Source organism: Candidatus Palauibacter sp., from assembly GCF_965222475.1.
GTDB lineage: Bacteria > Gemmatimonadota > Gemmatimonadetes > Palauibacterales > Palauibacteraceae > Palauibacter.
In genome coordinates this window covers 24,150-36,246 of sequence record NZ_CBDCUB010000003.1, presented here as the reverse complement: position 1 = coordinate 36,246, position 12,097 = coordinate 24,150, and the positions used below count along the sequence as shown (strand labels likewise).

9 protein-coding genes are annotated in these 12,097 nt (G+C 63.1%); 8 read left to right on the top strand and 1 reads right to left on the bottom strand.

Annotated elements, in window-relative coordinates; genetic code table 11:
* Positions 1-4 precede the first annotated feature (4 nt).
* The 5 genes from ACOQPP_RS08020 to ACOQPP_RS08000 all read left to right on the top strand — a co-directional run bounded on the left by ACOQPP_RS08020 (position 5) and on the right by ACOQPP_RS08000 (position 7,970).
* Entirely contained in the window at positions 5-490 is a 486-nt protein-coding gene (locus ACOQPP_RS08020; RefSeq protein ID WP_420636256.1) for a hypothetical protein, read from the top strand.
* A 22-nt stretch (positions 491-512) separates the two neighbouring features.
* Positions 513-1,211, top strand: coding sequence for a GIY-YIG nuclease family protein (locus tag ACOQPP_RS08015; protein ID WP_420636255.1), 699 nt, complete (start codon positions 513-515; stop codon positions 1,209-1,211).
* Positions 1,212-1,419: 208 nt separating this feature from the next.
* Positions 1,420-2,202 carry a hypothetical protein gene (locus ACOQPP_RS08010; RefSeq protein WP_420636254.1) on the top strand — a complete coding sequence of 261 codons (783 nt, stop codon included), beginning with the start codon at positions 1,420-1,422 and terminating at the stop codon, positions 2,200-2,202.
* On the top strand, positions 2,189-2,713 hold the full coding sequence (locus ACOQPP_RS08005) for a type II toxin-antitoxin system VapC family toxin (protein WP_420636253.1): 525 nt from the start codon (positions 2,189-2,191) through the stop codon (positions 2,711-2,713). Before ACOQPP_RS08010 ends, ACOQPP_RS08005 begins: the two co-directional genes overlap by 14 nt.
* 226 nt (positions 2,714-2,939) lie before the next feature.
* The gene (locus ACOQPP_RS08000) at positions 2,940-7,970 is read left to right on the top strand and encodes an AAA family ATPase (protein ID WP_420636252.1); all 5,031 of its coding nucleotides are present in this window, start codon (positions 2,940-2,942) and stop codon (positions 7,968-7,970) included.
* Between the two features lie 335 nt (positions 7,971-8,305).
* On the opposite strand, the gene ACOQPP_RS07995 is transcribed toward ACOQPP_RS08000, so the two are convergent.
* Entirely contained in the window at positions 8,306-8,452 is a 147-nt protein-coding gene (locus ACOQPP_RS07995; RefSeq protein WP_420636251.1) for a hypothetical protein, read from the bottom strand.
* A gap of 73 nt (positions 8,453-8,525) precedes the next feature.
* On the opposite strand from ACOQPP_RS07995, the gene ACOQPP_RS07990 reads away from it, so the two are divergent.
* The 3 genes from ACOQPP_RS07990 (at position 8,526) to ACOQPP_RS07980 (ending at position 11,908) form a co-directional block, all read left to right on the top strand.
* Positions 8,526-9,477 (top strand): IS5 family transposase gene (locus tag ACOQPP_RS07990; RefSeq protein WP_420636250.1). Its coding sequence is split into 2 segments (ribosomal slippage): positions 8,526-8,717 and positions 8,719-9,477, totalling 951 coding nucleotides; the frame shifts between segments, so codons are not numbered across the junction.
* 540 nt (positions 9,478-10,017) lie between these two features.
* Positions 10,018-10,737 (top strand): DUF4145 domain-containing protein, encoded by a 720-nt coding sequence (locus tag ACOQPP_RS07985; RefSeq protein WP_420636249.1) that lies wholly within the window; start codon positions 10,018-10,020, stop codon positions 10,735-10,737.
* A 160-nt stretch (positions 10,738-10,897) separates the two neighbouring features.
* A complete protein-coding gene (locus tag ACOQPP_RS07980; protein WP_420636248.1) occupies positions 10,898-11,908 on the top strand; it encodes an IS1595 family transposase in 1,011 nt (336 codons plus the stop codon).
* Positions 11,909-12,097 lie beyond the last annotated feature (189 nt).

Sequence of the window (12,097 nt, the reverse complement as noted above, 5' to 3'; positions counted from 1 at the left end):
TCTCGTGTGCACGCCCATCGTTCTGGATGCAAGTGCGTTCGATGTTCTCAAGGAGATGTCCTCCAATTCGGCTGGGGTGCAGCTTCGAACGTGGATCGATGACGGACACGGGCGCGTCGCATACTCGACGTATGACGAAGTCGGTAGGCAGCTCCAACACGACGCGAAAGTGTTCCAGCTCGTCCTGTCATACCGCCGGAGTGGCTTGGCGGAGCTGATCGAAGAGGCGGTGATTCGCCGGGAAGAGAGTCGGCTGGACGCCCTGGAGACTCGCTCCGGCGAGAGGGATAAGCAGGTGCTCGCGCTGGCCGCAGCTTCCCAAGCGCAGGTGATGGTTGTTCGTGACAAGCGCTTACGGAAGGACTTCGAGGATGCAAGGCTGCTCCCGACGGTGCCGGGGTCTCGGAGGTGGGCGTATCCCGTCGATCAGCCACCGGCATGGCGCAACGACTTCCTCCACCGTCGCCGATGCCCACGTCGGCTGAAGTGATCAAGGTCGGCTTACCGAGAACATGACCCGTGCCGCGCTGCCGTACACGCTCCCGGTCGGAGCATCGAGCAAAGGCGGTTGGTCAAGACCGGGGCGTAAGTGTACCCTCAGAGCCGGTGATCACCTTGCCGGACGTGGATCGGCGAGCGGCTTTTTTCGAGGAGCGACGATGCAGCAAATGCCGCAATTCGGCCCCTTAATGCAGAGCATCATGGCGTTGGATTCGTTCGACAAGCGGCGACGCGAATACAAGCGCGTCGGGTGGATCTATGCGGCGCGGAACCCTTCCTTCGTGGATCCGGTGTTCAAGATCGGGCAGTCGAAGGTCTCTCCGGTGAAACGAGTGGACCAGTTGAGCAATTCGTCCGTCTACAGGCCCTTCGAACTCGTGTATTGGGTCCACGTCTCCGACCGTGACCGGGCCGAGGGACACGCGCATCAGCTGCTGAACCAGTATCGCGTGAATCCGGCACGGGAATTCTTCCAGGCGTCGGTGATGGAGGTCGCAAGGGCTCTCGACCGAGCGGCCGCTCACTTCCCGATTCCTCTTGGACGAACCGCTCGATCGGGGTTCCTGGGGCCCGGGCTGGTGCCGGTCACGGTTCGCTGCTCACGCTGCGGCACCGCGAATCGGGTGCCCCGGCTGCTCGTTTCAATCCGTATCAGTTGCGGCAACTGCGCCAAGATGCTGACCTTTGCGGCGCCGGCGAATCCCGGCTGAACCTGCCGATTGACTCCGGCGGAGCGGCCGCGATCCGAGAGGCCATCGCGGCGCTGACGTTCGGCGGTCGGCCCAGCCTTCCAGAACGCCGACAAGTTGATGGCGACGCCGAACGAGTTCATCTGGACCCGATCTTCGTATTTTGCGTATACTTTGGCCCGATGCTGTGGTATTCCCAGCGAACGTAACGTGCAAACATGAGGCGAGTGTGAGTCCGGAAACGCCGGAACGCGAGGAACAACGGCAGACCCGCGAGGGGGCGGAGTATCGGTTCACGATCGACGCGTTCACGCCGCGTACGCTACCGATGGCGCGTCTCGCCCAGTATCTGGCGAAGCTGGCGGACGTCCTCGGAGAGCGGAACCACGTCCACCTGGTGGGCATTGAGGAGGGTAGCACCGCGCTCGTGCATGAGATCGAGCCAACGGCCGTGCGGAACGTCCGTTCCCGTGTGCAAGCCGTCGGCCGTGGCGAGGCGCCGCGCGACGCCCAGGAAGCCTATCGGAGTTTGGACGGCTACCTGCGAGAGGACCGGGCTCGCGCCGTGTTGAGGGAACAAGACAACGATCACGGAATCCTCGAATTCCCGGGTGCCGATGACGCGGAGGACCCCTACCCGTTGGTGCGCGAGCGCGGACGCATCTTCGGTGTCGTCATTCGAGTGGGCGGAACCGGCGACCGGATTCCCATCCTCATCGAGTCTGACGGCGAACCCATCTCCGGATGCCATGCGAGCAGGGACGTCGCAAAGACGCTAGCCCATTACCTGTTCGAGCCCGTCCGTTTGATGGGGAAGGGTTCCTGGCTGCGCGATGCCGAAGGCCGCTGGAACGTGCAACGCTTCAACATCGACGCGTTCGAGCCGATCGAGAGTACGAAGGTTTCCGAGGCCCTCTCCGAACTTCGGGCGGTAGCCGGGGACTGGACCGAAGAAGATTACCGGGATCTGGAACGCATCCGAGAAGGGCCGAAACACAATGGTGGTGATTGACGCCACCACGTTGCTTCTGTTCCTCCAACCCGGCATTCCCGGGCCGACGGACGCGGAAGGGAAACCTCTTCGTCACGCCCGAGAGCGCATCGAGTATCTGATCGACAGGCTGGACCGGAAGCCCCGCGAGACCATAGCGATACCAACGCCTGTCCTCTCCGAAGTGCTCATGAGGAGGAATCCGGCGGACGCCCGGCGTATCGTGGATCTCCTGAATCGACGCGCAGTATTCAGCATCGAACCCTTCGACCAGCGGGCCGCAATCGAGTTGGCGCTGATGGTGCCAACGCCGCCGCGGGAGGGGCCTGGGACGTGGGCGAAGTTGAAGTTCGACTGCCAGATCATAGCCATAGCGAAGGCGCGCGGAGCCACGACGATATACTCGGACGATGGAGACGTATATCGACTGGGGAAGGCCGCCGAGATTCCTGTCGTACGGACCCGCGATCTGGAGCTGCCACCGGGGTTGGATCAAGCCGATCTGTTCGCGGAGGATGAGGGGACGCCTTGACGCCGCGCCGCCGCGAGGCCGTCGGCCGCGCCCGCGATAGGGATGGAAGCCCAGCAGAGCCGAGGCTCGGTTCGACGCCCGGTACGAATGACAGCCGGCCCGAAGGGATCGTCCAGCGACGAGGGGGAAATGGTTCGGCGTGCCGGGCTGATGCCGGCTGGCGCGCAACGTGGGCGCGCGGGTGAGTAGCGGAGTGTCGGCATGTGAACAGCCCGGAGGCGCATCGATGAATGGCGAGAGCGTGGCGAGCCCCGTTTCGACGGGGGGAGGCGGCGACCAGTTCGAGCAGCACGTCGCCGCGTTGGCGCTCGGCCTACTGCTCGTGCGAGGGATGCCGCCGGTTCTGACCGACACGTCGGTGGTCGAGGTGCATCTCCAGACCCGACACCGGGGGTGGCGCACGGACGACCTGCTGGTGATCGGCGAAAGGAGCGACGGGTCGCGCCGGCGGCTGGCGCTGCAGGTGAAGCGCAGCTTCCGGGTCTCGGCCGCCGACGAAGATTGCCGCACGACGATCCTTGGCATGTGGAACGACTTCTTGGCGGATCGATTCGACGAGTCGCAGGACCAGCTGGCGGTCGCCACGCTGCATGGGACATCAGTGCTGTTGCGGGACTTTCGCGCGCTGCTGGAATGTGCCCGGGCATCCGTCAACGCGGAGGACTTCGGGCAGCGGCTGTCGCTCGACGCGTTTCTCTCGCGACGGGCGAAAGAACAGAATCGCAGCATCCGTCAGATCTTGACCGACGGAGGCGTCGAGCCGTTGGACGAGAATGCCTATTGGCGGTTCCTCCGGGTGGTCAATGTCCTGAGCTTCGACCTCAATACGGCGACGTCCCAGGAAAAAGCGCGGGTATTGTCGCTACTGGCGGCCTGCACCGCCGATGGGAGCGGCTCCAACGAAGCGGCACAAACGACTTGGGCGAAGCTGCTGGAATGCGCGGGCGAGGGTCGGCCCGTGGCGAAGGGGTACGAGAGAGGGGACCTGCCGGCCGAACTGCGGGAGCGGCACAAGCCGGTTTCGGGCGACGACCGCAGTGGACTGACGGCGCTGGTCGAGCACGGACAGACGGTCCGCGACAGCATCCGCTCGACGATCGGCGACGACTACGCCATTGAACGGTCCACGCAGGTGCAATCGCTGGCGGAGCAGCTTGCAGAGCACCAGGTCGTGATCGTGTCGGGAGTCGCGGGATCGGGGAAGTCGGCGCTGGCGCGGGAACTCCTTACGCAGCTGGAGGACCGTTATCCCGTGCTGTCGTTCCAAGCGGTTGAGTTCGCGACCGCACACGTGGACGAGACACTGGCGAATGCGCAGACTTCCCTCAATTGGCAGCGGGTACTCGCCTTGCTGGCGGGGCACGACAGGAAGGTCGTCTTGGTGGACGGCGTCGAGCGGTTGCTCGAACGCTCGGTGAGGGACGGGTTTTCCCAGTTGCTGCAACTTGCCAGGAAAGACCCGTCGACCCAAATCGTGCTCACGGTGCGGGACTATTCGCTGGAGACGGTGCGGCACGCGCTGATTCCCGCCGATCTCAGTCCTGAGATCTTTGAAGTACCGGCGTTGACCGACGCCGAACTGGACGCTGTAGGGGATGGCGTGCCGACGCTTGCGCAGGCGCTCGGCAACGCGCGGCTGCGTGCGTTCCTCCGAACGCCCTACCTCCTGGACCTCGCCTCGAGGCTGCGATGGGGCGAGGCTCCCTTCCCGGCCAGTCTCCACGAATTCCGCAGGAAGGTCTGGCGGGAGCTGATTCGGGACGATGGTCACGCGGCCGGCGGGATGCCTATGCGTCGCGAGCGGGCGTTCCTCGACATCGCGTGGCGCCGGGCGATGGAACTCCGCCCGTTTGTGGCGCCCGGGGTGGAAGACCCGGAAGCCTTCGAAGCGTTGAGCCGAGACTCCCTGGTGGCGACGTCGCCCGACTCGTCAGCCGTCTACGCGGTGACGCACGACGTGCTGGAAGACTGGGGTGTTCTTCGAGGGCTCGACGACCGGTTCATGGAGAACGACGGCTCGCCGACGGTGCTCGCGGAAGCCATCGGCGGGTACCCCGCGATCCGCCGGGGATTCAAGCAATGGCTCGCGGAACGGTTCGTAATCGATGCGGGCGAAGCTCAGGCGTTGGTGTTTCGTGTGATTGGGCAGGAAGGGCTGGAAGCTCACTTCCGAGACGACTGTCTAGCGGCGGCTCTGCTATCGGAGTCCGCGGCCGGCTTCGTCGAGGCGTGCGGGCCGCGGATCGTTCGGGGGGACCTCGACCTGCTGACCCGGGTTACGCACGTCCTACGCGTGGCATGCAAGGAGTCGCCGAAATGGCTCGATGAGCCGGGGCTGCCGTCGCAGATGCTCGTGCCGAAGGGGGTCGGTTGGGCGCCGACCCTCCGGCTTGTCTTGGGTTTGATCGACGAACTCCTGCCGGAGCGCGGGCAGTTCGTGCTCGGCCTCGTGGAGGACTGGGCCGGACAGGTCGACTGGCGAAACCCCGCGCCCGAGGGAGTTGCGGAGGCCGGGGCGATCGTGGACAGGCTGCTCCCGGAGTTCAAGTGTTACGGCTCCGAGGACGCGCGCGAACGCACGCTAAAGGTGGCCGTGAAGATCCCGGGGGCCGTTGCGCAATTCAAGGACCTGATGGAACGGGCGAGAACGTGCAGCCACGACGACCTGCTGGCATTCGGTCTGTTGGACTTGGTCCTTATGAAGCCCGGAGGCGCCTTCGTGTGTCGGGAATTCCCCGACGAAGTGATTACGCTGCTGGACGCGAGGTTACGGCTGTCCGACGCCGACCGGGAGCGCGAGCGCAGCCACATGGGGTGGTCGATCGAGGTCGACGCCGATTTCGGGATCCGCCGCCTATCGATGGGCTCGTACCATCCGCCCAGCGCGCTGCATGGGCCTTTCGCCGCGCTCTTGCAATACCACCCGAGGAAGGCGGTCGCGTTCATTCTGAGCCTCCTCAACCACGCGGGCCGCTCGTATGCCACGGGGGGACTGTCGCCGGGGCGCCGTCTGGCGTCGGCATGGAAGACATCGTTGGCGATCCCGAACCGTGGGACCGTGGAGCAATGGGCGAACGGGCGGTTGTACGGTCTCTACCGGGGCAACACAGTGGGGCCGGACAGCATCGTTTCGATGCTAATGGCGTTCGAGCGTTGGCTCCTGTGGCTCGGAAAGATGGACGGCGTCGATCTGGAGAGCTGGCTTATGCACGTGCTGGAAAACAGCAACAACGTGATGGCGACCGGCGTTGTCGCAAGCGTGTGCGTAGCGTACCCGGGCAAGGCGGGGCAAGCCGGTCTGGTGCTTCTGTCGAGTCGAGAGATCGTGCAGCTCGACCTTGGACGCCGGGCGCAGGAGGCCAACTCCGCATCCGGGATGTTCTTCGGGCTCAACCCAGGCCAAAGGTTGTTCGAACAGGAACGGGTAGCGTCCAACGGACTACCCCATCGGCAGGAGGATCTGGAGTCTCTGGCGGTGAGAATGCAACTCGGGAAGGATCGAGAGGAGGTTTGGGCGGTCATCGACCGTCATCGGGAGCGTGCCTCGGCGGAATCCGGTGAGGACACCCGGGTGTGGCGATTGGCGCTGCATCGCATGGACGTCAGGGGCTTCGAACCGCAGGACGCGCCCGACGGGGCGGAGACAGGGGATAGCGACGAGAAGCGGATCTATCTCGGTCCCGGGAAGGTGGAAACCGACATCCAGGAGATGGTGGACGAGTCGGTTAATTCGTCGGGCGTCCTCGGCCGCCACTTGGGGCTTCAGAGCCTCGCCAGGAAGATGTGGGAAGGGGACGCCTCGGTCCGCGAGGTAGATTGGCGCACGTCTCTGCTGGCGGATGCGCAAGCGGTAGTGGAACTGGATGAGCCGGAGGAGTTCTATCGCGACGGACCGGGATTTGCTGCCGCCGTGTGCATTCGTGACCACTTAAACGAGCTCAATGAGGAGGAGTTCGAATGGTGCGCCAGGCGTGTGGACTTCGAGGTTCGCCGCCAGTCGGCTACTACAGACCGCGTGGACCGACTCGGGAGGTCGCTGGGCGCGGATCGCGTGTGTGCAAGCGTCGTGCCGTTGGTGGCGGTCCACCCGGCGCGGGCGCACGGGATTGACCCGACCGCCCTCCTTTCCTTGGCGCTGACGCATCCGATCGACGAAGTATCGCAATACGCGTTCAGCGGTCTCGGAGCGTTTGTCGGCGACGAGCACAAGCCGCTGGCGCTGCAATGCGTGGCGACGGCGGTGTGCCGATCGCGGTTGGAGCTCGAAGCGCGAGAGGCGGCACGGCACCAGCGAGCGGCTGGAATCGACGACGGACGGGATCCGTTCGCGTCGATCGTGTCGGCGGTGCGGCAGGGAATCGAGGACGGGAGCCTGGACGCCGAGGCAGAACTGAGACTGCTGGATTTCGGTAGTCCAGTGGCCGCTACAGCCGTTAGAGCGGTGCTGGCGGTCTTCGAACACCGACCGGACTGGGAGGAGTCACGCGGGCTGTATTCGAGGATTGCACAATGGCTTGTCGATCAGTGGCGCAAGGACGTGCGAGACGCCGAGCCCGCGTCACGGAACTATGAGTTCGAAGGCGAGGCGCTCCGATCGCTGGCGAGGCTCGCGCTTCGTCTCCCGTCGGCGGTGGCGCTGGGGATCATCGCTCCGACCGTGGAGGCGGTTGCCGACCAGCGGCAGAACGTCCAGTGGTTCGTCTCGGAACTGATCAGCAACGCGAATCGCAACATCGACGACTGCTTCTGGGACCTTTGGCAGCGGTTGGCCGACGAGATCGCGCGTTCGCGATGGGGAATGGGACTGAAGGACGAAACGTCGTTCGGGCTCGGTTTGGTGCACATGATTTTCCTCGGCCCCTACTGGAATGAGGACGCCAGACACTGGCACAGGCTGGAGGGTCATGCTCACCGCGTGGACGAACTGGCGAGCAGCCTACCGGCGACGGTGCCGGTGATGCGTGCGTACACGGACTACTTGGGTCGAATCGGCCACGGATCCCTTCCGGGGTCTTTCGAGGTCTTAGGTCAAATGCTGAAGCAAGGGGATGCCATGCGCATCGCGTCGGATTCGAACGTGGCCTTCAATCTCGAGACGTTGCTGCCACCGTTCGTGTACTCGCAGCCGCATCGCATCAAGACCGACCCGCCGCTCCGGGAGGCGGTCCTGTTCATTCTGGATGCCCTCGTGGCGGGAGGGTCGCCCTCGGCGTACAGGATGCGCGACGACTTCGTGACGCCCTCATCGGGATCGTGAGAGCACATCTCTCTAAATCCCGTCAACGGTAATCTACTACGTCTACATCCGGGGCTTCGCCGTCCTCGATACGGATACGCAGCGCCTCGACCCGCGCTCGCGATCGCGGGTCGTTCAGCCCCAAGCACATTCCCGCGGGAACGTGTCCCGATCGGATCGTCGGGCCGGATCGGCGCTAGGGTCACGTTTCTTGTCGGGCTCCCGGCACCAGTAAGCCGGACGACCTCTGCCCCCGGCTCGAATCTACCGACCGCGCCCCGTTTCAGCGCCGCGGGGTGACTCACCGCGTCATGACGTCTCTTAGGACGTCACGCTCCGTCCGAAGCCGCTTGTTCTCACACTTCAGGCGCGACATCTTCCTGCGCGCCTCCGTCGTCAGCCCGCGGGCTCCGCTCCCTCTCGTCCAGCTCCGCCTGCCTGACCCAGTTGCGGATCGTCTGCTCCGAGGGCTCGAACTCCCGAGCTAGGGATGGTCTGAACAAGTCACCACCGCCAGATTGATGGACAGGGGAGTTGAACGGGCGGTTTGGACCAGGCGGCTCGGGGGTGGGGGCGATGGATCAGGTGACGTTTTCGGACGTGGAGTACGAGGGGAAGAAGCGGAAGACGCGGCGGGAGGTCTTCCTGGAACGGATGGACGGGTTGATCCCCTGGGAGCGTCTGGAGACGCGCATCCGGCCGTTCTATCCGAAGGCGGGCCGTGGCCGGCGGCCGTATCCGCTGTCGGTGATGCTTCGGATCCAACTGCGTGCAGCTGTTCTACGACATGAGCGATCCGGGCATGGAGGACCTGCTGTACGAGGTGGAGTCGGTGCGCCGGTTCGCGGGCGTGAGGCTGTCGGGACCGATTCCGGACGAGACGACGATCCTGAACTTCCGTCACCTTCTGGAGTGTCACGGTCTGGGGCGGGGTCTGTTCGAGGAGATCAACGCTCACTTGGCGGGCCGTGGCTACCGGGTACGGCGTGGGACGATCGTGGACGCGACGATCATCGCGGCGCCCTCCTCGACGAGGAACCGTGAGGGAGCGCGGGATCCGGAGATGCACCAGACGAAGAAGGGCAACGAGTGGCACTTCGGGATGAAGGCCCACATCGGGGTGGACGCGGAGACGGGCCTGACGCACAGCGTGCGGACGACGCCGGCGAACACGCATGACCTCAGGGAAGCGGGGTCGCTGCTGCACGGCGGTGAGGAGGAGGTGTGGGCCGACTCGGGCTACCGTGGGATCGAGCGCTGGGTGGAGACGGCCGGCCGGGACGTGAAGTGGACGGTGGCGATGGCTCCGGGGCGGCGGCGGCGCCTGGATCCGGAGGGTGCGCAGTGGCAACGGGAGCGTCGGAAGGCCTCGGTCAGGGCCAAGGGGGAGCACCCGTTCCTGTACCTGAAGAGGCACTTCGGCTACCGGAAGTTCCGCTACCGGGGGCTGGCGAAGAACACCGAGCGGATCGCGCTGTTGCTCGGCTTCTCGAACCTGCTGATCGCGGGTCGTTATGCGACGGCGTAGCGGGCCGCGGCGGGAGACATCCGTCCCGGACGGACGGAAACGGGGGGTCGCAGGCCCAAAACGCCCGTTTTTCGCCTCTCCGAGCCCCTTCAGGGGCCGGCAGACGGCCACGTCGGCGTCATTCAGCCCGACACCGACCGATCTGCCGACCTGTTCAGACCTTCCCTAGCGACCCCGGCCTACGACCGGCCCGTGCAAGCTCGACCAGCCGCTCCCGGTACTCCGGCGGGTACCGCCCCGCTCTTGCCGCCACGACACACCTCCTTGGTTGGCCCAATGGAAAGGTGTCCGTGAAGGCGGGGCAGCTCCAGAACTGCCATACGCGGGCGGCTACGTCAGGCCGAAAGTAACGCCCAACTTACAACCGTCCGGGCCCAGGCCTTGCGGAGGTCGAATCCCGTCCGCCGCCCTCGCTTGACAGGCTCACAACGGCTCTCGTACCTTCGTCTCAATCCCAACTACCATCTCATATAGACCTGATCAATGCCAATGCCTACATATAGACCCGTAACTGAAGATACGAAAACAAAATTGGAAGCTATGCCTCAACTCCACAAGACCATATTCCGTTGTCCAACCTGTTCCATCATGGCACAAATGCAATGGGTAGGGTTATCCCTAGCGACTGTCTCCGCTGGTCGTAAGAGCGAATATCTTAACAATATTGCCATTGGGATAGACCGATCATTTTTCGCTGCTTTTTGCCAAGCCAAGGGGTGTGTATCTATCTGGATGACGCAAAAAGATACGAAGCGAGTAGAGAGAGAAACAGACGTAACCCCAATTACTAATCGTATGATCTATCCTCGTACAAATGCCGCACCCCCCCCACCTAATGATCTACCAGAAAGCGCGAAGCTCTTGTATGTTGAGGCCGGAAACGTAATGGCAGACTCTCCCCGTGCCGCTGCCGCTTTGCTACGAATGTGCACAGAAGACATCATTAAGGGGCTCTCCAAGAACCAAGATGTCGATAAACTACTCCCGACCAAAGCAACCCTGTACCAGCATATCGAGTTTTTGCGAAAGAATGATGAACTGTGGCCCGGTGGCGTTATCGATACGGGATTGGACGCGCTCCGCTTCATCGGAAACGATGCGGTTCATTCGACAGAAATACGTGGCGATGACGACCGAGGTACGGTTGAAGGCTTGTTCCGTGTCATTCTTATGATTACCGATGCGTTGATAACACGACGCCGCGAGGTGCATGAGTTTGAGCAGCTAATCGCAAAGCCGACTCACGGAAAGGAAACCTGAGGTGGTCTTACTTCGTTGGACAGTCGAGGGCAAAGCTAAGGTGGATTCCGAGTGATTGTGAGGGGATTTATACGTCTGACTTGATTTTCGTTAGGTCTTCGTTAGCTTCGATGTGTGAGACGGAAACCGATGAACACACAAGGAGCTAACGGACAGGACGATGGCGAAGGGCAAGAAGGGAAACGGAGACGGCGGACAGGCACCGGGCCGGTCACATCGCGAGGGTGTGAGCGTGATCGAGCTGGGCCGGATGTTCGACACCGAAGAGAAGGCGATTGACTGGTTCGAGCAGTGGCGGTGGCCGGATCGCCAGCCGGTGTGCCTGAAGTGCGGCAGCGTGAACGCTTACCGCGTGAAGAGCGGCAAGCCGATGCCGTATCGGTGCCGTGACTGCAAGGACTACTTCAGCCTGAAGACGAACACGCCGATGCAGGACTCGAAGCTACCGCTTCGGCTGTGGGCGTGGGCGATCTACTTGGAGATGACGAGCTTGAAGGGCGTTTCTTCCATGAAGCTGCATCGCGACCTGAAGGTAAGGCAGGCGACGGCTTGGTACATGCTGCACCGCATCCGCGAGGCGTTCATGGACGTGGCGTACCAGTTCGAGGGTCCGGTTGAAGTTGACGAGGCGTATTTCGGCGGGCTGGAGAAGAACAAGCACGCGAAGAAGAAGCAGCGTGCCGGTCGTGGCCCGGTCGGCAAGACGCCGGTAGCGGGCATGCGCGACAGGAAGACGAAGCGTGTTGCAGCGAAGGTACTGGACGACACGACACACGCCAGCCTTCGCGAGTTCGTCGATACGCACCGCAAGCCGGGCGTGAAGACGTACACGGACGAGAGCAGGGCTTATGACGGCATGGAGAACAGGGAGAGCGTGAAGCACAGCGTTGGCGAGTACGTGCGCGGCATGGCGCACACGAACGGCGTGGAGAGCTTCTGGAGCACCCTGAAAAGGGCGCATAAGGGCGTTTACCACCAGTTCAGCCCCCGTCACTTGCAGCGTTACGTGAGCCAGTTCGCGGGTCGTCACAACGTACGCGACATGGACACGCTGGAGCAGATGCAGCACGTTCTGGCCGGTATGGTAGGACGGAAGTTGCTGTACAGGGATTTGGTGGGCCGTACCGAGTGCGAGTTGCTTACCGCCACAGGAACACGGGAAACGAATTGAACATGAGCGGGGCTTGCGCGCGTTAATGCTTAGGGGTGTATATTTATGAATGGCTACGACACCGAATCGACAACTCGTCACGAGCATCATCCTAGCGATGATGTTCATTTTCTTGTCGTTTGCGGCTGAGAAAATGTTCTTTTCGGAATGGCCCGCGTGGGTTTGGCTAATGAATGCGGCGATTTGTGC